At 59.8% G+C, this 21,129-nt stretch carries 15 protein-coding genes and 2 pseudogenes; 12 read left to right on the plus strand and 5 right to left on the minus strand.

The genetic code is table 11. The features are described from left to right. The first annotated feature begins 160 nt into the window (after nucleotides 1-160). The 5 genes and pseudogenes from NW805_RS05075 to NW805_RS05095 all read left to right on the plus strand — a co-directional run bounded on the left by NW805_RS05075 (nucleotide 161) and on the right by NW805_RS05095 (nucleotide 3,956). Nucleotides 161-1,339 carry a transaldolase gene (locus NW805_RS05075; protein WP_414421854.1) on the plus strand — a complete coding sequence of 393 codons (1,179 nt, stop codon included), beginning with the start codon at nucleotides 161-163 and terminating at the stop codon, nucleotides 1,337-1,339. A gap of 19 nt (nucleotides 1,340-1,358) precedes the next feature. Beyond that, a pseudogene (locus NW805_RS05080) lies at nucleotides 1,359-2,840 on the plus strand (cobaltochelatase subunit CobN); the annotation flags it as partial. A 50-nt stretch (nucleotides 2,841-2,890) separates the two neighbouring features. Then, complete coding sequence (locus NW805_RS05085) at nucleotides 2,891-3,202, plus strand: DUF2605 domain-containing protein (RefSeq protein WP_414382240.1); 312 nt, start codon at nucleotides 2,891-2,893, stop codon at nucleotides 3,200-3,202. Beyond that, entirely contained in the window at nucleotides 3,202-3,465 is a 264-nt protein-coding gene (locus tag NW805_RS05090; RefSeq protein WP_414344596.1) for a DUF2973 domain-containing protein, read from the plus strand. Before NW805_RS05085 ends, NW805_RS05090 begins: the two co-directional genes overlap by 1 nt. A gap of 65 nt (nucleotides 3,466-3,530) precedes the next feature. After that, the gene (locus NW805_RS05095) at nucleotides 3,531-3,956 is read left to right on the plus strand and encodes a GerW family sporulation protein (RefSeq protein WP_414344594.1); all 426 of its coding nucleotides are present in this window, start codon (nucleotides 3,531-3,533) and stop codon (nucleotides 3,954-3,956) included. A 5-nt stretch (nucleotides 3,957-3,961) separates the two neighbouring features. Here NW805_RS05095 and NW805_RS05100 read toward each other — a convergent pair whose 3' ends face one another. The 3 genes from NW805_RS05100 to NW805_RS05110 form a co-directional block, all read right to left on the minus strand. Further along, nucleotides 3,962-7,273: an AAA family ATPase gene (locus NW805_RS05100; protein ID WP_414421855.1), complete on the minus strand. Its 3,312-nt coding sequence runs from the start codon at nucleotides 7,271-7,273 to the stop codon at nucleotides 3,962-3,964. A 164-nt stretch (nucleotides 7,274-7,437) separates the two neighbouring features. Next, nucleotides 7,438-9,708 carry a single-stranded-DNA-specific exonuclease RecJ gene (recJ, locus tag NW805_RS05105; RefSeq protein WP_414421856.1) on the minus strand — a complete coding sequence of 757 codons (2,271 nt, stop codon included), beginning with the start codon at nucleotides 9,706-9,708 and terminating at the stop codon, nucleotides 7,438-7,440. Between the two features lie 120 nt (nucleotides 9,709-9,828). Further along, nucleotides 9,829-9,996: a hypothetical protein gene (locus NW805_RS05110; protein WP_414421857.1), complete on the minus strand. Its 168-nt coding sequence runs from the start codon at nucleotides 9,994-9,996 to the stop codon at nucleotides 9,829-9,831. Nucleotides 9,997-10,174: 178 nt separating this feature from the next. Between NW805_RS05110 and NW805_RS05115 the strand changes: the two are divergent. The 3 genes and pseudogenes from NW805_RS05115 to NW805_RS05125 all read left to right on the plus strand — a co-directional run bounded on the left by NW805_RS05115 (nucleotide 10,175) and on the right by NW805_RS05125 (nucleotide 14,889). Further along, nucleotides 10,175-11,098: pseudogene (locus tag NW805_RS05115) on the plus strand (IS630 family transposase). Between the two features lie 320 nt (nucleotides 11,099-11,418). Next, nucleotides 11,419-13,782 (plus strand): hypothetical protein, encoded by a 2,364-nt coding sequence (locus NW805_RS05120; protein WP_414421858.1) that lies wholly within the window; start codon nucleotides 11,419-11,421, stop codon nucleotides 13,780-13,782. A 3-nt stretch (nucleotides 13,783-13,785) separates the two neighbouring features. Continuing rightward, nucleotides 13,786-14,889 (plus strand): DNA polymerase III subunit delta', encoded by a 1,104-nt coding sequence (locus NW805_RS05125; protein ID WP_414421859.1) that lies wholly within the window; start codon nucleotides 13,786-13,788, stop codon nucleotides 14,887-14,889. Here the strand turns inward: NW805_RS05125 and NW805_RS05130 are convergent. Then, on the minus strand, nucleotides 14,864-16,213 hold the full coding sequence (locus NW805_RS05130; protein WP_414421860.1) for an ATP phosphoribosyltransferase regulatory subunit: 1,350 nt from the start codon (nucleotides 16,211-16,213) through the stop codon (nucleotides 14,864-14,866). The genes NW805_RS05125 and NW805_RS05130 overlap by 26 nt on opposite strands. Nucleotides 16,214-16,262: 49 nt before the next feature. Continuing rightward, complete coding sequence (locus NW805_RS05135; RefSeq protein ID WP_414416919.1) at nucleotides 16,263-17,333, minus strand: isochorismatase; 1,071 nt, start codon at nucleotides 17,331-17,333, stop codon at nucleotides 16,263-16,265. A gap of 306 nt (nucleotides 17,334-17,639) precedes the next feature. On the opposite strand from NW805_RS05135, the gene NW805_RS05140 reads away from it, so the two are divergent. From NW805_RS05140 to rpsD, 4 genes are all read left to right on the plus strand, one after another. Further along, entirely contained in the window at nucleotides 17,640-18,515 is an 876-nt protein-coding gene (locus NW805_RS05140) for a hypothetical protein (protein ID WP_414421861.1), read from the plus strand. Further along, on the plus strand, nucleotides 18,470-19,024 hold the full coding sequence (locus NW805_RS05145) for a hypothetical protein (protein ID WP_414421862.1): 555 nt from the start codon (nucleotides 18,470-18,472) through the stop codon (nucleotides 19,022-19,024). Before NW805_RS05140 ends, NW805_RS05145 begins: the two co-directional genes overlap by 46 nt. A gap of 132 nt (nucleotides 19,025-19,156) precedes the next feature. Further along, nucleotides 19,157-20,293, plus strand: coding sequence for a GDP-mannose 4,6-dehydratase (gmd, locus tag NW805_RS05150; protein WP_414344822.1), 1,137 nt, complete (start codon nucleotides 19,157-19,159; stop codon nucleotides 20,291-20,293). Nucleotides 20,294-20,469: 176 nt separating this feature from the next. Next, nucleotides 20,470-21,081: a 30S ribosomal protein S4 gene (gene rpsD, locus NW805_RS05155; RefSeq protein ID WP_011432724.1), complete on the plus strand. Its 612-nt coding sequence runs from the start codon at nucleotides 20,470-20,472 to the stop codon at nucleotides 21,079-21,081. Nucleotides 21,082-21,129: the final 48 nt, after the last annotated feature.

Here is a 21,129-nt window from a genome sequence, read left to right on the forward strand (position 1 = left end):
GAAACGAGTATGCCCAGTTGTCCCCACACCCGTGGGGGTGAACCCGGCCAGAGAAGAGAATTAAGACAATCTCACATCTGCTGGGATCCCTTGCGTGGATGGGTAACACTGGGACTAGGTCGCAGAAGCGCCGTGGAGTGCGATCTCTAGGGAGGGGAGTATGAGCAAGAGCTTGCTGGAGCAGTTGCGAGAGATGACCGTCGTGGTGGCTGATACGGGGGATATCAATGCCATCGAGAGCTTTAAGCCGCAGGATGCCACCACCAATCCCTCTTTGATCACAGCGGCTGCCCAAATGCCCCAGTACCAGGGCATTGTCGATGAAACCTTGCTCAAGGCCCGCCAAGAACTGGGATCCAAAGCCGACATCAAAACCGTGGTGGCCCACGCCATCGATCAACTGGCCGTGGCCTTTGGCGTGCGCATTTTGTCCATCATTCCTGGCCGGGTCTCGACGGAGGTGGATGCCCGCCTCTCTTACGACACAGAAGCCACAGTTGCCAAAGCCCGCCATTTGATCGAGCTCTACAAGGCGGCAGGAGCGGATCCCAAGCGGGTGCTGATTAAAATTGCCTCGACTTGGGAAGGGATCCGGGCTGCCGAGATCCTGGAGAAAGAAGGGATCCACTGCAACCTTACCCTGTTGTTTGGCTTGCACCAAGCCATAGCCTGCGCCGAAGCGGGGGTGAAGCTGATCTCGCCCTTTGTGGGCCGCATCTTGGATTGGTACAAGAAACACACGGGCCGGGAGAGCTACCCTCCTGCCGAAGATCCGGGGGTGCAGTCGGTAACCCAGATTTACAACTACTTCCGCAAATACGATTTTCCGACGGAAGTGATGGGGGCCAGCTTCCGCAATATCGGGGAGATCATCGAGTTGGCCGGCTGCGATCTTCTCACCATCTCGCCCGCCTTGCTGGCGGAGCTGCAGAACACCGAGGGTTACCTGGAGCGCAAACTGGATCCGGAAAAAGCCAAGAAAATGGACATCCCGCGCCTGGTGATGGATCGAGCTACCTTCGACCAGATGCACCGGGAAAACCGCATGGCCTCAGAAAAGCTGGAAGAAGGGATCCAGGGCTTCTCCAAAGCGCTGGAGGTGCTGGAAAAACTGCTCACCGAGCGGCTGCAGAAGCTGGAGGGTGCCAAGGAAACCATTACCCACGCCGCCCAGGATGTCTTCCGCCTCTACGACCTGGATGGGGATGGCTTCATCACCCGCGAGGAGTGGATGGGGGCAGATCGCGTCTTCGATGCCCTCGACACCAACCAAGATGGCAAAATTACCCCCGAAGAAATGCTGGTTGGCCTAGGGGCAGCCGTTTACTTGAGAAATTAGCTCCATGGGCAAGAACTTCCGCCGCATCGGAGATGGGGTAGCTGCCCTAGAAGCTCAAGCCCGCCGCTGGATTGCCCAGCGGCTACAAGGGATCCCTTACGATCCGCCGCCGGGGCCGGCAGCCAGCCAGGTGCTGCAGTGGATAGAGAGGGACTTGCTCCCTCGCCTGCAGCAAACTCCCCAGGAGCTGGAAAATCTCCTACGCGGTCTCAATGGCGGCTATGTGCCCAGCGGCCCTTCCGGCGCTCCCACGCGGGGCCGGGTGGAGGTGTTGCCCACTGGGCGCAACTTCTACTCGGTGGACATCCGCGCCATTCCCACCCCGACAGCCTGGCAGGTTGGCTCGCTGGCTGCCGAGCGGCTGGTGGAGCGCTACGTGCAAGAGCAGGGGGAATATCCCCGCCATCTGGGCCTATCCGTGTGGGGAACTTCCACCCTGAGAACCGGTGGCGAGGACTGGGCCGAGGCGCTGGCGCTTTTGGGGGTCAGGCCCCGCTGGGATGGGGGACGGGTGGTGGATATCGAGATCCTGCCTGTAGCGGTTTTGGGCCGCCCCCGTGTGGATGTAACCTTGCGCATTTCTGGCTTCTTTCGCGATGCCTTTCCCAATCTGATTGCCCTGTTTGACCGGGCCGTGCAGGCCGTGGCTGACCTGGAGGAGCCAGAAGCCGACAATCCCCTGCGGGCCCACGTGCTGGCCGATACCCAGTACTGGCAGGAGCAAGGGATCCCAACGCAAGCAGCGGCGGAGCGGGCGCGGCTGCGCATCTTCGGTTCCAAGCCAGGGGCCTACGGGGCCGGCCTACAGGGGCTGATCGAGGCGCAAAACTGGGAAACAGAAGCGGATCTGGCCCGCGCCTACCTCAACTGGAGCAGCTACGCCTACCGGGCCGATGGCGAGGGAGAGCCGGCCCCCGAAGCCCTGCGGCGGCAATTGGCCCACCTGCAAATTGTGCTCCACAACCAAGACAACCGCGAGCACGACCTGCTGGACTCCGATGACTACTACCAGTTTCAAGGGGGGATGGTGGCGGCAGTGCGAACGCTCCAGGGCCGCAACCCGCGGATTTACTTCGGGGATCACGCCCGTCCCCACAACCCTAAGATCCGCACCCTGGCCGAAGAAATTGACCGCGTCTATCGCGCCCGCGTGATCAACCCCAAGTGGATTGCCGGCGTGATGCGCCACGGCTACAAGGGCGCCTTCGAGATGGCTGCCACCCTGGACTACCTCTTTGCCTACGACGTCACCACCCATGCTGTGCCGGATTTCATGTACGCCGGCCTGGCCCGCGCCTACCTATTGGATCCCCAAGTCCAGCAGTTCCTGCGATCCCGCAACCCCTGGGCGCTGCGGGACATGAGCGAGCGGCTGCTGGAAGCCCACCAGCGGGGCTACTGGCAAGAGCAGGCCCTGGAATTGCTGCCTCAGATCGAAGCCCTGATGCTGGAGATGGAAGCCTACCTGGAATCCCGCTCTCCCGTGGCGAGAGAAGGTTAAGTTCTGCTAAGATTTTTTCATCCAAACCAGTTGTGGAGGGATCCCAGGCCATGAGCAAATCTGAGCTGTTGCGAGAGATTCTGGGGCCACTGTTGGAGGACTACCGCTACTGGTTTGAGCGTTCTCGCCGCTTTTTGCAGGAAGAGACCCTGGAATTTATCAGCCCAGAAGAGCAGCAGTCCTTGCTGGAAGAGGTTTTGGCTGCCCAGGCGGAGCTACAGGTAGCCAAAGCGCTTTATCAGGCCTCTGATCAAGAGGTTGGCATCGACCCTGGGCTGATGGCAAAATGGCATCGCCTGCTGATGAAATGTGCCGAATTGGGCCGTCAATTTCGCCAGATTCACCCCTCCCCCGACCTGTAATGCTGCAGATTCTCTACCTCATCGCTTTTGTGGCCATTGCCTTTTTGGCCCTGCGCAACTTGGTTACCAATGTCATCACACTGGGCGTGGAAGAGCGCAAGGCCTCTCCTCGTCGTGCCCGCAAGCGGATCCCTCACCCAGAGCTGCTGGATGAAGATGGCAACCTCACCGAGGAGCCTCTACTGGTGATTCGCTCGGCCAGCTTGGAAGAAGCTCGCAGCCGTTTGGAAGATCTCTATTCCGGCTCGCCGGACGAAGATTAGGGGAGTTTCTTGGGCTTTCTCTCTTGGGCGTGGCTGCACTAGCCTGGGAAGGTACTGCGCGCCATTTGCCCGAGCGTCTGGTGGGCGAGTCAACGGAGATGGGATCCGACTTCAACGTGGAATCGGTGCTGGAGGCGGTGCTCGGCAAGCTGAAGGTTTTGGCGGAAACGGGACAAACCTTTGGCCAGCCGATCACTATTGGTGAGACGATTATTGTCCCTTACATGTCCTTGCATTTTGGCTTGGGTGGGGGAGGGGGTAACTTTGGAAAGACTGCTCCTGGCTGTCGCGGCAACGGCGGGGATCCGGCCAGTCTGTTCGGGGGAGCGGGGGGTGGGGTGCGCATCGAGCCAGTTGGCTTTCTGGTGATCCGAGGCGAGCGAGTGGAGCTGCTGACCACCGTCCAGAAGCCCGACCAGTGGAACCAACTCAGCGAGACTCTGGTGCCCCTGTTGCAGCAGTGGCTGCAAAATCGTGCCGGCAACTCCTGAAGGGACTAGCCGCGAATGGAGAGGCGGGATCCCTGGGGAGAGGGTTGTACCTCAATGCGGCGGGGGAAAGCATCCTGCAGGCTGGGGATGTGGGTAATCACCAAGATGCAGGCAAAGTCCGGGGCGATGGCGTTGATGGCAGCCAGCAGTTGGGCGCGCCCGGTGGCATCCTGGGATCCAAACCCCTCGTCGATGATTAAGGTTTGCAGGTCGGATCCCGAGCGCTGGGTGAGCAGGCGGGCCAAGGCCAGGCGAATGGCGAAGTTGATGCGGAAGGCTTCTCCACCGGAGTAAGTCTCGTAGGGGCGGGTGCCGTGGGGATCGGCAATGAGAATGTCGAGGGTGTCATAGGGACTCCGTCCCGCTACGGAGGACAGCTTGGCCGGTGAGCAATAGCGTCGCCCGGAGCGCTGGGTAACCAATTGCAGATGCAGGCGGTGTTGGGTAAGGCGGGCCAGGATCTGGTTGGCCTGGGCTTCCAGCTCCGGCAGGACATTTTCGACGATCAGGGCGGGGATGCCGTTGCGGCCGTAGGCATTGGCCAGCTCTTGGTACACCTGCTGCTGGCGGCGGGCCTGTTGCAGTTGCTGTTCCAGCTCGGCCTGTTCCGCCTGCTGTTGAACCGCCTGTTGTAGCCGTTGTTGGGCGGCCCCTATCTGAGACAGCACCTCATCCAGCTGCCGGCGGTGCTCCCGCAGGGTTTGGCGGATCCCTTCCAGCTGAGCAGGCAAAACCTCGGGATGCTCCGCCAGTTGTTGCTGAAGCCGTTCCAACTCTTGGGTGGCCTGGGCAAAGTGCTGGCGGCTTTCCTGTAGGCGTTGGGATAAGGCTTGGGTGCGGGCTGCCACCTCCGGCAGTTCCTGGCGGGCCACCTGTAGGGCTTGCAGGCGCACCGGCCAGAGTTGCGCTTGGGCCAGTTCGGCTTTCACCTGCTGGTGCAGGGATCCATCGTAGCCCAGGTGGTTTAACGCCTGTTCCACCTGAGCCAACCGCTCCGCCAGGGGAGAATCCGATCCCACTGGCGGGACGGAGTCCTTGGATACCGCCTGTTGCAGGGTTTCCAGTTGTGCCTGTAGAGATGCGATTTGCTCGCAGAGGCGAGAGCGGCGCTCTTGGGCCTTGCGGAGTTCTTGAGAGCGGCCCAGGGCCCAGCGCCAGCGCTCCAGTTCTCCCCGTTGTAGGGCGTGCTCGCGCTCGTCATAGCCCAGTTGGTGCAGGGCCTGCTGGATCTGCTGGAGCTGTTGCCGAGCTTCTTGAGCGTAAGCTTCCCGGTCGAGGATTTCCCTCAACTCTGCCGCTTCTGCTTGCCAGAGCTGGATTTGCCGGCGGCGTTCCTGCTCGGCTTCCCACTGCTGTTGCAATCGCCCTTGCAGATGCAGGCGCTCATCCCAGGTGGCCAGTTCTTGGCTGAGACGGCGGTATTCTGCTTGCAAGAGTTCGATCTCCCGGTCGGCCACCGCCAGTTGTTCGCGGATAACAAACAGTTGGCCGGCAATTTCTTCTTGACGCTCGCGGTGTTTTTTCAGCACCACATCCCGCAGGCGCAGGCTGAGGGGACGGGCGCAGAGGGGGCAAGTCCAGTTGCGACGGCGTTGCGGAGCCATAAAGCCGGATCCCTGCGGCTCTGGTGTTGGCGTTGCGGGGGATGACTCGGCAGGCTGGCCGACAGAAGATAGGGCCAGGGATCCCTTCTCTTGTTCGGCTGTCTCCTCGACAAGGGCCGTCACTCTCGCCAAAGTGGGGATGGGGCGGCGCTCTCCCTGATCTTGTTCGCCTCGCGGAGCGCTTTGAGCGGAAAACGCCTCTTGACCTTCATCCCAGCTGGTCACCAACAGGCGGCAGCGTTCTTCCTCCTGTTGCCACTGTTGCTGGAGAACCCGCTGGCGTTCCTGGAGCTTTTGCACGAACAGCCGTCGTTCTTGGACTTTTCCCAACACCTGCTGCTGGTAGAGACGCCGTCGCTCCAGCTCTGCCAAGGCGGCCTCTCCTTCGGCAATTTTCTGCTCCAGTTGCTGCTGCTGTTGGGCTAGAGTTTCCTGGCTTTGCAGTTGCTGGCTGAGAAGCTGGAGGCGGGCTTGCAGACGTTCCCGCTCGCGGCGGATTTGCTCTTGCCAATGCTGTTGCTGCTGGAGAAGGATGGCGGCTTGCGCTTGGGCTTGGTTCAAGGCCTGGAGACGCTCTTGAGCTTGCTGGTAGTGGCGCAGGCCGGTTTCGATGCGTTCCTGTTCTGCCAGCAATTGGGCATCGGCTTGGGCCTGGGCTTGGCAGGTGGCCAACTCCTGTTGCAGCCGTTGCATCTTGCGCAGTTGCTGCTGTTGCTGCTCGGCTTGCTGGGCCTGGAGCTTTTGGTGTTCTTGGAGCAGGTGTTGCTGCTGCTCGAAGAGATGGTGGAGATGGCGATCTTGGGTCATCAGGGCTTGGTAGCGTTCGTAGCCCGCCAGGATCTCCTCACTCTGGGCAATCAGCTCTTCCAACTGGAGCAGGTGCTGTCGCTGGGCACGCCACTGTTGCTCGGTGTGCTGTAGGTCGGCGCCGAGCTTCCGTAAGTGTTGGGTGAGGTGTTGGTGGCGCTCCTGCAGGATGCAGCGATGTTCGTAGAGGCGCTCTAGGGCTTGCAATTCCTGCTGTTGCTGGGCTAGGAGCTGCTGCAGATGAGTTTGCCGTTGTTGGAGTCGCTCCAGCTCGGCTTGGATTTGGCCAACGTGGGCCTGTTGTTGGTTGAGCTGCTGCAGGCGCTCTTGGAGCAGATCGGCTTTGAGCTTGGCGCTGCGTGCCCGTTCCCGACAGCGCTCGGCCAGCAGATCGTACTGCCCCAGCTTGAGCATGTCGGCCAAAATTTGCTTGCGCTCGCCGGGACGCTTCAGGGTGAAGGCATCCGCTTGTCCTTGTCGCAGATAGGCGGAGTGAATAAAGGTCTCGTAGTCGAGGCTGAGCTGACTTTGAATGGCCTGTTGGGTGGCGCGCATGCCGCGGCGGGTCAAGCTACGCCAGCGAGGTTGGCCGTCGGTTTCTCCGGTTTGAATTTGCCACTCCAGGGATCCCTCGCCCGATAGATGACGGCTGCGCAGGACACGGTAGGTTTGTCCTCGGGAGCGGTAGATCACCTCTACCCAGGCTTCGCTGGCCCCCTTGCGGATGAGATCGCTATCGTTGCTGGCCCGGCTTTGCCCCCAGAGGCCCCAGGTGAGGGCATCGAGCAGGGCGGACTTGCCTGCCCCATTGGGGCCACAGATACAGGCGGTGTGGATCCCGCGCAGATCCAAAACGGCGTGAGCGTAACAGAGAAAATTGTGCAAGGTTAGGCGAACCGGGATCACGGAAAACTCTGAGGGGCTCTGGTTGCCAGAAAAAATGGGGTTGAATTATTTAATCCAGAGTATCGCGATAGCGGTGCGGAGCATCTTGAAGTTCTTGGCAGGATCCCAAGTCTTACCTACTTTTTGGGGTCGCGTTGGTGGCGCAGAGCGCTTGGGAGATGCCCCTACTTTTGGGAATAAGCTGCTGGCCTGGGATCCGATTGCATTAGCCGCTGACACAGTTGGGCAATCTGGGTGGGGCTAGCCTCATCCAGCCAGCGGTGAAAGGCTTGGGATTCCTGAAGGCGGCCCATCAGCAGCGTGGGGATCTGCTCCGGACTGTCCAGTTCCGCCAGCCACTGCCGGGGAAAGCCGGTTGCCGCAGCCAGCTCGTCGGGATCCCGTTGGCCTGCCTGCCACTGTTGCATCAGCCAGTTGACTCGGGCGGGGATCTGCTCCCAGGGGGAGGCAGAAGCGGCCAGGATCAGGGTTCGGGGCTGTGCCTGTTGCAGCAGTTGGGCCAAGTCCGCCGGTAGCCAGGGCCAGCGGGCCAGCACCAGCTTTGCCCCTTTTGGTGGTGGAACAAGGTTCTCGGCCTCCTGCCCGTCGTAACAGATGGCCCCTTTCAGCGAATCCGGCAGGGGTTTCTGCCGAAAATCTTGGATCTCTATGGGGGGAGCAGAAAGGGTGGGTGCCTGCCACTCTCCCGAAGGGCGCACTGCCAGCACCTTGCCCTGCCAAGGCTGTTTGCCCCGGTCATCCGCTTCCAACTGGAGGGCGATGTCCAAAGCTTGGCATTTTTGCCAACGCTCCAGCTCTTCTCCGGCCTGCCAAAACCACAGAGTACGGGATCCCGGCGAGCCTTGGAGTTCAAACTTGAGGTGGCGGCCATTGCGGGAGACTCCCAGGTTGGAGCTATTGGGACGGAAGTTCATCAAGGCAACGACGGGGTTGGGATTGCCGTGCCCAAAGGGCTGCAGAAGCTGCAATTGCCGATACACCTCATCCAGCTCTGCCACCCCATCCCGATCCTGAGAGACCAGTAGCTCCCAGTCGAGGATAATCTCCACCGCCAAGGCGCGAGCCTGCTGATCCGGGCTAACCCGCGCGGCCAGCTCCCGCTGCAACGCCAGTTGCACAGCGGCCAGGCAAGCCAGATCCACTTGGATCCCGGCGGCCATGGGGTGTCCGCCTCCCCGCCGCAAGAGGGGGCGCACGGCCTCGATGGCCTCCACCAGGTTCACCCCTGGCAGGGAACGACCCGACCCATGGCCCAGCCCTGTGGCTTCGTCTTTGGCAATCAACACCGTCGGGCAGCGGTACTGCTCCACCAAGCGCGCCGCCGCGATCCCCAGAACCCCTGGGTTCCAGCCGGCTTCCGCCAGAACAATGGCTCCTTCCCGGGTCAGATCCAAGCTCTCTACCTGTTGGCTGGCCTCTTGGATCACTTGCTGGGTGAGCTGCCGGCGCTCTTCGTCAAGGGCAACAAACCGTTGCACCAGCGCCTGGGCCCGCTCTGGATCGGAGGTGGTCAGCAGCTCCACTGCTAAGCTGGCGTCTTCCAAGCGGCCAATGACGTTCAACTTGGGGGCGATGCGAAAAGCAATATCCTGGGCTGTCGGCGACCTCTGGAGCTGGCCGTTGCTAACCTGGGCCAGCAGAGCTCGCAACCCCGGGCGCTGCGTACTGGCCAGCACCGGCAGGCCCCGCTGCACCAAGTAGCGGCACTCCCGCTGCAACACCGCCACATCGGCCACAATTCCCACCGCCACCAGATCCAGGTGCTGCTCGACACCAGGGATCCCTAGGGCTTGGTAGAGTGCCTCCGCCAACTTGTAAGCCACTCCCACCCCCGGCAAGAAGCGCAGCGGATGTTCAGCCGGCAATCGCAAGGGGTTGACCACCGCATAGGCAGCGGGCAAGGGATCCGGCAGCATGTGGTGATCCGTCACGATCACGTCCACCCCCTGGGCTTGGGCCATGGCAATTTCGGCGGTATTGCCCATGCCGCAATCCACCGTCAGGATCACTTGGCAGCCCTGGGCCAGCACCTGCTGCAGCCGTTGAGGGTTGAGGCCGTGCCCTTCGGTGCTGCGCAGCGGTATGGAGAACTGGACTCGGAAGCCCAAGGGTTGTAACGCCGAGAGCAGGAGACTGGTACTGGTGACACCATCGCAGTCAAAGTCCCCCCAAATGCACAGGGTCTCTTCCCTTTCCCGTGCCTGCAGCAGCCGCGCCACCGCCCGCTCCAGATCCGGCAGGGATGCTGGTGGTGTGGGGGAATAGTGTTCGGGATCCACGAAGGCCCGCGCCTGCTCCCAGGTGTGCAGACCCCGCAGAGCCATCACCTTGGCCGCATACTTGCCATATTCCCGGCTCAGTTGCGGATTGAACTGGGGGGGAGTGGGCAGCAGCTCCCAGCGGTGCGGAGTATCTTCGCGCCAGCCGTAATCCATGCAAGCTAGGCCGACCCCTTGGCCGACAAGAGTAGAACTTCTCAGGAGCCTATCAAAAACGGCCCAGGGGGGAAATGGATCCCAGAGGAAAGGGCTGGGGATGATGGGCTACCTTGAACCCTACTGGCAGCAGTGAGAAGCCACACAGCAGGCGGAAGGGTGCTCGTGATTGTGGGTGGCACAGGCTTCGCTGCAGTAGAGTTGACCTTCGTAGCGATAGCCTTGGCTGCTCTCGAAGCTGCAGTTGCAGCGTTCACAGGCGCAACGGACAAGGGTGCTGGCAGACATGATTTTCTCTCCTTCTTTCTCGTTTTTTCCTAGGGATCCTCTTGTCGAAGATCCGCGTCTCTACACCCTAGCGGTTGCTCAGCAACGATGCTGAAACAAGAATCAGAATCATTTTTGGCACTTCACCGATTACAGCCTATGAATTAGGATACAAGTATCCAAGAGAAAAGAGAGATATATACCAACCTATTTGTTAGATTTATCCCAAAGAGTTGTGGCAGCTTATCAGGCAGGCAAGACCTCCACTCGTCAGGTAGCGGAACAGTTCATGGTAACCCAAAGAACACTGCACCACTGGGTGCATCAGTATCAACAAACTCAGGATTTATCCCCCAAGAAAGTCGGCACAAAGCGAGTAGGTATTCTGGAACAACACCGGCAAGAAGTTATGACGGTCATTGAAAGGCGCCCGAACTATTATCCGTGGTGGTATCAAGAACTGCTACGAGAGCAACTGGATACTGATGTGAGTGCTGTTACGATAGACAACTTTTTAAAAAAGCGAGGAATGACGCTAAAAAAGAATTACCGCAGTGTAAAAATCAGAGAAGAGGAGGTGCAAAGGCAACAATTAGCCTATAGTTAAGAAGTCAAGAATATACCAGTGGAAGATATAGCTATTCTAGACCAGACAAGGGTGTGAGAGGCAATGGAACGGAGGGGTATCTCGGAGTTTACGCAGTCAAAGAGCTTACAGTTACCGTCAGAGATGCAAAGGGAAAAAGCATAAGATTATTGAAGCTATTTCCTGGAGAGAGGCAGTAGGCTGTTGTGTTATCAAGGGTGGAATGCGGAAGAGCAATTTTCTGGAGTTTTTGCAAAGTGACTCATGTCCGGAACTGGATGCGCGGAAGGTGGTGATTAGAGTTCGGAAGTGGAGGGTTTGATTCAAGGAACAGGTGCGCGGATCATAGACCTGCCTGTGTATGCACCAGAGTTGAATCCGATTGAGAGGATGTGGTCGGTATTGAAGCCTTTTATCCGGCAGTTTTCCAGAGCCGGGAAGTATGGGATGGAGCAGATAGCAGAGACCTCTTGACTACTCATCAATCCATTCTGCTTCCGAAGTTGGTTTGCTAGGTGTTGCTACTGTGCCCCTTGATTCCTTAACAGCCTGTACTGCTCCATCCCTATGCACGAAGAGGGATGCCGCCGCCCTAATTACTGGGAAGAGACTCCCAGATACTTTGTCCCTCTAATGTCCCTCTAGTAAGAGGTACTGCACCACGAAGCACTCAGTGCCGCCGCAGGCGAACAAGCTGGCGGAGTTCGCAGTTACTGTATCAAGAAGCCGTCATAAAGGGCGGGGCTTGTAACCCAGTTTTCTGGTCAATGTGGCGTTGGCATCTCTTTGTGCTTTATCCTGAGGGGCGATAAGCTAAAGTACAGTAACAACACAGTCCTAAACTGGGAACTTTATTGATGCCTCCGCGCTCCTCTTCCTCCCAGAGTGGCTCTACCCCATTCCCCTTTCTGGAGGGGCGGGGTGCTGCTGACGGTGAGGCTGAGTCGAGCTTGCCGCTGGGACAGCGTCTGCTGCGGGCAGGGCTAATTTCCCAATCCCAGTTGGCTCAGGCCCTGCGAGAGCAACAGCAAAACCACCTCAAGTTGGGAGAAGTGTGTCTCGAGCGCGGCTGGCTCACCCCAGCCGCTCTCTACCGCTTCCTGCCCAGCCAGTCCCTTTCTCTAGGAGAGATTTTGGTGGCGCTGGGCCATTTGGATTTCGAGCAATTGCGGGTTGCTCTGGCTCAACAGCGTCGCTATGGGCGGAAATTGGGGGAGATTCTCACCTGGAAAGGCTGGGTACAGCCTGCCATTTTGGATCGCGCCTTGGATGTCCAGGTGCAACTGCAGCGGATGGCTTCCCCCAATGCGTGGGAGGCGCTGCAGCCTTTTTTGGCTAAGGATCCCAAACCCGAGGTTCAGCTTACCCCCCAAAGAGCGGCAACTCCTGGCCGAGAAGCTCTGGCCCAGGATTTGGCTGTACCCGAAGAGGCCAAGATCCCTTGCGAGGGAACAATTCAGCCATCGAGTCTCGAATCCGCAGTTGGGGGAGATTCCATCCCTGGAACATTAGCCGCAGCAGCCTCGGATCCCTTTGCCGATGAGCCTCAACCGGCCACCTTGGCTGACTACCGCAAGCAAGTGGAAGCCTTGCGGCTACAAATCGAGCTCCAGGAACAGGAATGGGATCGGATCCTGGCCAACATGAACCAGCAGATTGCCGATTTTCAAAGCCAGTATCAGCAGCGCATTCAAAAACTGGAAGCCACCATTCGTCTCCAGCAGGCGGAGCTCCAGCACCAGGCTACGCTGCAGCAGGATTTGCGGGTTTGGCGGGAACAACTGCAACGTCTAGAAACGGAGCTGGCTCTTGCCCGCGCTGCTGAGCAAAGGGCGCAGCGGCAGTTGCAAACCCAGCGAGATTGCTATCAGTCGGAACTGGAGCAGTTGCAAGAGCAAATCCAGATTCTGCAGAAACGCCAGTCGGAGTTGGTGCCCAGCAGCGTTGTGACTGACCTACGCGCCCAATTGGAGGCAGCGCTTCATCAAATCCAGCAGCTCCGATCGGAGCGGGATCAGTTGCAGGCCCAACTTGCCCAGCAAGCTGCAGAGCCAGAAGCTGCCCCATCCCGACATCTGGATTCCTTCTGGCCAGAGCAGGTTGCCGCTTTAGAGCAACAGATTTTGGAGCTGAGGGCCGCTTTGCAGATGTGGCAAGAGCGCTACGCCCAGCTACAGCAAGAGCACGAGGCCCAAATGGCGCGGCTTTCCGGCTATGTTCCCCCAGAGCAGGTGGAAAGCTTACAGGCGCAGCTACAACAACTGCAAGCGGAAATAGCACAGCTGATGGCAGCCAACCGTGACTACGAAGCGCACATTGCCCAACTGGAGGAGCAACTACAGCAGAGCCAAGCCCTGATCCACCAGCTCAGGGCAGAACGGGCCGAGGCCGACCAGCGCATTGTCCAACTGGAGGGATCCCTGCAAGCCCGCCAAGAAGCCTTGGAGCAAGCTCAACAACAACTGAAAACGATGGGATCCCGCCTCAGCGCCCTTCAACAGCAGCAGGCCAACTTGACGGTGGAACTGCGAGATGCGCGAGAGCTGCTAGCGGCCTACCGACAGAGCTTGGAGACTTTACAGGAGAACCTCAAGATTGAGCAGAATCGCAACCGTCTGCTGCAGGTGAGTTACGAACAGCAAAAGCTGATCGCCGAAGCAGCCCAAGCCCAGTTGAGAGCAGCCAACTTCTCTGGTTCAACCGCCAAAGATGAGCCAGCACGTTCGCGTGAGCGAAACACAGTCCTTACGAGGAGACTGGAGGAACCTGCGACCGATGCCGGGGAGCTTCCCGCCAATCCTGAGGACACGCCGACGGATCCTTTGCTGGCGGAACTCACCCCCTGGGCCAGACATCTGTTCCAAAACTTGCAGGCAGCGGGCTTGCTGGATCGGCCCCAGATCCAAGACATCCTCAGCCGCTGGCAACAGTCGGGGGGCAAGCTGACCGCGGTCATTGGCGAGTGTACCGGCCTGAAGGCAACCACGATCAAGTTCTTTGCGGATGGGGGGTATTCTGCCCGTTTGTCGGGGTGCCGCACGGTGGGAGAGTTCCTCAAGGCTGCCGACTTGTTGGCTGCTGAAGTGCTGGAGTCCTTGCCGCCGATGGATGAATCTTCGCCCCACTGGGGGGATCCCTTGGTGGAGCGGGGGTTATTGCGACCGGAGACGCTGCAGTATTTTCGCAAACATTTCCTGCCAGCTTCTGCCAGCGGATGCTGAGATATGCCAGAACTCCGTCCGAGCGCCGAGACCGTCAAGCGGATGAAGGTCTTGCCTCCACAGCACATTGTCGGGCAGGAGATGGCGGCACGACTGCTTGTGGCGGCCCTGGAGAAGGGGCGGGTGACTTCCAGCTACTGCTTCTTGGGCCCCCAAGGGGTGGGGCGGAAGCTGATGGCCCGTTGGTTTGCCCAGGCCCTCTTGTGCGAATCCAGCTCCGGGATCCCTTGCGGCAAGTGCTCCCACTGCCGTTGGCTGCTGGCGGGCAACCATCCCAATCTCCACTGGGTCAGCCCCACCTACCTGCACCAAGGCCGCCTAATTGCGGCAGACTCCCCGGAGGCGCAAACCTTGCAACGGCGCTCGCCGCCCCAAATTCGCCTGGAGCAGGTGCAGGGGGTATCCCGCTTCTGTGCCCGCAAGCCGATTCGAGCCCAGCGAAAGGGCTCCGCCCCGCTAAAGGACTCCGTCCCGCTTACGCGATCGGGAGCGGTGGTGGTGCTGGAGGGAGCCGAAACCTTGGCGGAAAGCGCTGCCAATGCTTTGTTGAAAACCCTGGAGGAGCCAGGCCCAGCCCATATTATACTCATCGCCCCCCAGGCGGCCTCGCTGTTGCCGACGCTGTTGTCCCGCTGCCAGATGGTGCCTTTTCGCCGCCTCAGCCCAGAAGAGGTCGACCGGGTGCTGAGTGGGTTGGGTTGCCCAGATCTGGCAGGGATCCCTCGATCCGAGCTGATTGCCTTGGCCCAGGGCAGCCCCGGCTTGGCCTTGCTGGCCCACCAGCACCTGCAGCAGATCCCGCCGTCGCTCCTTGAGGAACTCAAACGTTGGCCCTGGCACTCTTCTCTCCAGCAGGCGTTGGAATTGGGCAGGGCGGTGGCCGGTTTGGAGCTGCCGACCCAACTGTGGCTGATCGATTATTTGCAGCAGCATTTCTGGGCACAGGGATCCCGTCAGCCGCTCGCGTCAGGGGTACGGGGTGCCATCCAGCAATTGGAACGCATTCGCCAACAACTGCTGCAATCGGTGCAGCCACGCCTCTGTTGGGAAGTCAACCTGGCCAACGAAGGACTCCGTCCCGCTAGCGCGAACAGTCTGGGTGGGTGATGTGGTAGCTGCCGTCAGCCTGTACCCAGGCGATCTCTGGGATCCCACATTGGCAAGCATAGACTTCTATCTCTTCAGGAGCTCGATCCAGCAATTCCAGCTCCACTGCCTCCATTCGCGTCAGCGGTGCGGTTCCCGTTAGGGTGCCGTAGGCATAGCACTCTTCTCGCCAGCGGGCGGCCAAAGCCAGCGCCGCCGGGATCCCTGCCGGCACCAGGGGCACCACCAACCGTTTGCAGCCCATCTCCTCGGTTTTGGGGTCGGGGGGCAAGAGCCGGAGCAGCGTATCCGGCAGAAGGGTAAAGCCGATCCCCGGCTGTTCGACCTGCTGAGGGCTGTAGAGAGCATGCAGCCGGTCGTAGCGTCCCCCCAAGGCAATGATCTCCCCGCCTGCCACTGCCTGAAAAACGATGCCGGTGTAGTAGGCCAGGGTTTGCAACAAGCTCAGATCCAGCACCACCCGCACCCCGTGTTCCTCCAGCACCTGGCAGAGCTGCCGCAGATCCCGCAGCCGCTCAGGCGGCACAGGCAACTGAGCCAGGTCAGAAAGAACTGAGCCGGGCTGGCCCCGTAGCCCCAGAATCTGCAAGCCAATCTGGCGGGCGGCTTCCGGCAGAGGGGCCGATTCCAGGTAAACGTAGTCGAGCTGGGCAATGGCACGGCGCACTGCCGCTTGAGCCGTGGGGGCAACGGCGCTGAGCAAACTCTCGGTGAGGCTGACATCTCCCAGCAGCAGCGTCCAGGCGGCCTCCGTCCCGTTTACACAAGAAGAGATGCCGATCGAGCGAATGCAATCGGCCAGCAGCAGCAGAATCTCGGCATCTGCCAGCCATCCCCCTGCCCCGATCAGCTCCACTCCGGACTGAAAAAACTCCTGGCTACTGTAGGATCCCTCCTCCCGCCGGCTGTTGCGAAAAACGCTGCCGTGGTAGTAGAGCCGCAACGGCAAAGGCCCACCGGCTAGACGGGTGGCTGCCGCCCGCACAATGGAAGCAGTGAACTCGGGGCGCAGCCCCAGCATCGTCCCTTCGCCATCCCGCAGTTGCAGCACCGACTCAGCGCGGATGGATCCCCCCGCCAGCAGCGTTTCCAGCCGCTCTAGGGTGGGAGTGATGATGCGCTGGTAGCCATGGCGCCGGAAAACCCGGGTCAGCTGAGCCTCCAGCTTCTCCCGCCGTTGTACTTCCCGCGGCAGGAGATCCCGGGCACCGCTGGGGGGGCGCAGACTGCTGGAGACGGTGGAACTGGCCTCAGGGCGGGGATCCCAAAAGTGCTCCGCACCGCTACCGCGAGAGTGCTCCGCACCGCTACCGCGACCGTACACAGGGCTGCTCCAGCAGAGGATCCTGCTGCATCATACCGGATGTTGGAGGTCAGCTGGGATCCCGGGGAAACTCAGGCCACTCCCAGATGGGATCCGTGGAGCGCACTCGGTGCATTCCTGCTTCCGCAAAGCGGGCGAAGGCGGCCTCCGCCTGTTCGCTGAAATCCACAACGCCGGGAATCACCACCGGCGAGGTGCAGTCCTCCAGAAGGTAGACTTTCTTGGCCAAGCTGGGATCCGTGGCCTGGATCTCTTGCAGCAGGTCGCTCACCGTCCAGGCCACGCAGTGGCTTTTGGCTTGGCCAGCCACGATCAGGGCGTCAAACTGCAGCAGGTGGTGGATGAGGAGCTCATTTTTCTCGTCGATGGGATCCCCTTCCGGCCCGGTCAAGACCTCCGGGCTAAGCACGGAATAATTTTCCGTCAAGGGATTGGCTCCCTTGAGCTGCAGGCTGGGCTGGCTGCAGCGAGCCATGCCGTGAAAGAAAATCGCCTCCTCCACCGCTGGCACCAGGGCATGGCCAATCCCCCCCAGCATGGAGTGGTAGGGCCAGACGATGAGGGGATATTTTCCCCCCTGCTCCAACTGCTCGGCGTAGTGCAGAGCGTAGACCTGCAACCGCGTCAGATCCCCCTGGGTGAGGTTGGCAGCCATGGCGGGGTTAACCCGCCAGCGTCCGCAGCGGATATCGGCTGCCGAAATGGCCGTGGCCGGCTCAGGATGGGCTCCCTGCGCGTCCACCCAAAAGACGGGGTGGAAGATCTGCATGGCCGTGTGGGTGTCGAGAGTGGCAATGATCTGGGTGAGGCAGGCCAAATTGCGGTAGATGAACTGACAAAGCCGTCGATTGTCTTCCACCGCTCCCAATCCGCCGGAACCGGCCACAAACAACTCAAAGCCGGGAATGCAAAAGGTGTTCTGCACATCAATGAGCAACAAGCCCACCCGCACCCGATCCGCCTCTGCCGGCGGGATCCCTTGCTCCTTGGCCCAGAGCTCGGCTTCTGCTGCCCGCTGTTGGTAGGGCACGCGCCAAATCTCTCCCACCCGCTCCGGATCAAAGTGGGGGGGAAGGCCCGCTGGAGCCTTAACAGTTAGCTCCTGTAGAGTGGTATTCATGGCGTTCTTCCGGTGGGGGCTGGATTGACCAGGCTTGCACCCGCTCGATAGAGTTGGACGGGTAACACTTATGGTTGGTTTCACTATAAGTTGGGGGCAAGATTTTGTCCAGATGGCCGCCTGTATTTCTGGTTGAGTTTGGGTTTGGTGTCTTGTCGAGGCCGATTTTTAGGGTTTTTTGGGGTTGTGATGCTTCTGGTGGATCCCTACAAGCAGCCTTACTTATGGTAAGTTTCACTATAACCTTCGCAACAGCCCTCTGCTCGATCCCGCCGTTCCCCACTGGCTTCTGCCCCGAGGTTTTTCATGTTGAGCCCTGATTTCTCGTCGTTGCGGCCCCAAGACTATGGCCTGCTAACCGACCTGTACCAGTTCACCATGGCCGCCTGCTACGTGGGGGAAGGGCTAGAGTCTCAGCCCGCTGCCTTTGAGCTGTTTGTGCGGCGGCTGCCCACCGACTATGGCTACCTAATCGCCATGGGGCTCACTCAGGCAGTGGACTATCTGCAGCAACTGAGCTTCGCCCCCGAGGCTTTGCGAGCACTGCGGGAAACGGGCATTTTCGCCGATGCGCCGGAGCGCTTTTGGGAGCTGCTGGCCCGCTGCCGGTTTGAGGGGGATGTGTGGGCGGTGCCGGAAGGAACCGCCATTTTCGCCAACCAGCCCCTGTTGCGGGTGGAAGCCCCCCTCTGGCAAGCCCAACTGGTGGAAACTTACTTGCTGTCCACCTTTAACTACCAGACCCTGATCGCCACCAAGGCGGCCCGTATGCGAGATGCAGCAGGGGATGAGGCCATTTTGTTGGAGTTCGGCACCCGGCGAGCTTTTGGTCCCCAGGCGGGGCTGTGGGCAGCCCGGGCGGCTCTGGCGGCAGGGTTCAATGCCACCTCCAACGTCTTGGCAGCCCTGAAATTGGGGCGCAAGCCGGCAGGAACCATGGCCCATTCCCTAGTGATGGCCATTGCTGCTCTCTCGGGAGACGAAACCCGCGCCTTTCAATCCTTTCGGCGCTACTTTCCCCAAGCTGCGCTTCTAATCGATACCTACGAGATCCCATCCAAGGGGAGCGAACAGCCGCCAATCTGTTTGCGGCCAGAAGCCCAGATCAACTGGGATCCCAGGGGGAAATCGGCGGGGTGCGCATCGACTCGGGAGATTTGGAAGATCTCTCTCGCCGGGTGAAACAAATTTTGCCTCAAGGCGCCCCGGTGTTCGTCAGTGGGGATTTGGACGAATACGAGATCGAGCGCCTGCATCGCTCCCAAGCCCCCATCAGCGGTTATGGGGTGGGCACCCGCCTGGTAACTGGAGAAGGCGTAAACGGGGTGTACAAATTGGTGGAAATCAATGGGATCCCAGTGGCCAAAGCTTCCTTTGCCAAAGCCACCCTTCCCGGTCGCAAGCAGATCTTTCGCGGCCCTGAAGGAGACTTGTTGGGCCATGCTGACGAGCCCCCGCCTCCTGGCTACGAACCGCTCTTGCGCAAAGTTATGGAAAAAGGGCTGCTGCTGGATCCCTTGCCGGATCTGGAAGCCATTGCCCGCACCAGCCGCGCCTCTGTGCTGTGCCTGCCCCAGGGAGTGCGACAACTGCGCCAGCCGGATCCCTGGCCCACAGCCCTGACTGCCGCTTTGCAACGGTTGAAAGACCACACCCTTGGCCAGGAATGTGCCTCGGCGGGCCCTGCCTGAGGAGAAGGAGTCCCGCTGCACTATAATGTTCTAGCTTCAAGGTCTCCGCTTTGAGGTTTGAGTTTTGCCATTGGACTTGAGCCTCAGGCCATTTTGATTTTTGGTGTTTTCCTAGTCTTTGCCCCCAGCTCTATGACCCAACGTGCCCTAATTACCGGCATCACCGGACAGGATGGCTCCTATCTGGCCGAGCTGTTGTTGAAGAAAAACTACGAAGTTCACGGCATCATCCGCCGCGCCAGCACCTTCAACACCGACCGCATCGACCACATCTACGTGGATGCCCACAACCCCCAGGCCAGGCTGTTTCTCCACTACGGGGATCTCACGGATGGCACCACCCTGCGCAGGATTTTGGAACAGGTGCAGCCGACGGAAGTGTACAACCTGGGGGCCCAATCCCACGTGCGGGTGAGCTTTGATGCGCCGGAATACACCGTCGATGCAGTGGCCATGGGCACGCTGCGTCTTCTAGAGGCCATCCGCGACTACCAGCAGCGCACCGGGATCCGGGTGAAGTTTTACCAGGCAGGCTCCTCGGAGATGTTCGGCCTAGTGCAAGAGATCCCGCAAAAGGAAACCACCCCCTTCTACCCGCGCAGCCCCTATGCCTGTGCCAAGGTGTACGGCTACTGGCAGACGGTCAACTACCGCGAAGCCTACAACCTCTTCGCCTGCAACGGTATCTTGTTCAACCACGAAAGCCCACGGCGAGGGGAAACCTTTGTAACCCGCAAGATCACCCGCGCCGTCAGCCGCATTGTGGCCGGCAAACAGGACAAGCTCTACCTGGGCAACCTGGATGCCAAGCGGGACTGGGGCTACGCCAAAGACTACGTCGAGGGGATGTGGATGATGCTCCAACAACCCCAGCCGGATGACTATGTGCTGGCTACCGGGGAAACCCACACTGTGCGCGAGTTTGTGGAACGGGCCTTCGCGCTGGTGGGCCTGCCGATTACCTGGAAAGGCTCCGGCCAAGCCGAACAGGGGTTGTACAAAGACCAAGTGTTGATCGAGATCGATCCCCGCTACTACCGCCCAACCGAGGTGGATCTGCTGTTGGGGGATGCTTCAAAAGCCAAGCGAGTCCTAGGATGGGAGCCCAAGGTGAGCTTCCCGCAGTTGGTGGAGCTGATGGTGCTGGCCGACTTGGAAGCCATCGGCCTGGATCCGGATCCCATCTTGGGGGAACGGCGCACCCTCAACGGCTTGCTTAGCGAAGATCGCGCTTTCATCCGCACCCAGCTGGGGGTTCACTACGACTGACAGGGTGAATACAACGGTGGAGACGGGATCCCAAAAGACAGCCTTGACCCCTTGTCCAAAGCAGGAACTAAACGCTTAATATAGTAGATCGCCGATTCTTTTGGTGCCTCGTCCTCTTGCTCCCCAGCTGACCATCTCTTGCTGACTTTGTTTGCTGATTTCGGAGAAATGCCCGCATGTCCCGCTACACAGGCCCCCGCCTAAAAATTATTCGTCGCTTCGGGGGACTTGATCTGCCCGGCTTGACGCGCAAGCGCCCCAAAAATACCAACCCGCCCGGTATGCATGGCGCCGAGCGCAAGAAAAAATCCGAATATGCCATTCGCTTAGAAGAAAAGCAGAAGGTGCGCTTCAACTACGGGCTGAGCGAGCGGCAGATGATCCGCTACATGCGCAAGGCACGGCGCTCCAAGGGATCCACCGGTTTGGCCTTGCTGCAAATGCTGGAAATGCGGTTGGATTGCATCGTGTTTCGTCTGGGCATGGCTCCAACCATTCCGGCAGCTCGGCAGCTCGTGAGCCACGGCCACATAGAGGTTAACGGCCAAAAGGTAACCATTCCCAGCTATGGCTGCAAAGTGGGGGATGTGATTACAGTAAAAAATAAGGAATCTTCCCGCAAGCTGGTGGCCGCCTACGCGGAGTATCCGGGGTTGTTTTTGCCGGACTACCTGGAGTTTGACAAAGAAAAGCTGCGCGGACGCATCAAGGAATTGCCCCCCCGCGAGCAAATTTGCGCCCCGGTCAACGAGCTTTTGGTGGTTGAGTTCTATTCCCGCAAGCTCTAGGGATCCCCTTTTGTGGCCATTGCAAATTGCAGGGGAATTTTGGGCAGT

The sequence above is a fragment of the Synechococcus sp. W60.1 genome (genome assembly GCF_047461575.1).
Lineage (GTDB): Bacteria > Cyanobacteriota > Cyanobacteriia > Thermostichales > Thermostichaceae > Thermostichus.

Coding starts and splice junctions, on each gene's coding strand:
- NW805_RS05075 (WP_414421854.1), top strand. CDS start 161: ATGAGCAAGAGCTTGCTGGAGCAGTTGCGAGAGATGACCGTCGTGGTG.
- NW805_RS05085 (WP_414382240.1), top strand. CDS start 2,891: ATGAGCAAATCTGAGCTGTTGCGAGAGATTCTGGGGCCACTGTTGGAG.
- NW805_RS05090 (WP_414344596.1), top strand. CDS start 3,202: ATGCTGCAGATTCTCTACCTCATCGCTTTTGTGGCCATTGCCTTTTTG.
- recJ (WP_414421856.1), bottom strand. CDS start 9,708: ATGGATTACGGCTGGCGCGAAGATACTCCGCACCGCTGGGAGCTGCTG.
- NW805_RS05110 (WP_414421857.1), bottom strand. CDS start 9,996: ATGTCTGCCAGCACCCTTGTCCGTTGCGCCTGTGAACGCTGCAACTGC.
- NW805_RS05120 (WP_414421858.1), top strand. CDS start 11,419: ATGCCTCCGCGCTCCTCTTCCTCCCAGAGTGGCTCTACCCCATTCCCC.
- NW805_RS05125 (WP_414421859.1), top strand. CDS start 13,786: ATGCCAGAACTCCGTCCGAGCGCCGAGACCGTCAAGCGGATGAAGGTC.
- NW805_RS05135 (WP_414416919.1), bottom strand. CDS start 17,333: ATGAATACCACTCTACAGGAGCTAACTGTTAAGGCTCCAGCGGGCCTT.
- NW805_RS05140 (WP_414421861.1), top strand. CDS start 17,640: ATGTTGAGCCCTGATTTCTCGTCGTTGCGGCCCCAAGACTATGGCCTG.
- gmd (WP_414344822.1), top strand. CDS start 19,157: ATGACCCAACGTGCCCTAATTACCGGCATCACCGGACAGGATGGCTCC.
- rpsD (WP_011432724.1), top strand. CDS start 20,470: ATGTCCCGCTACACAGGCCCCCGCCTAAAAATTATTCGTCGCTTCGGG.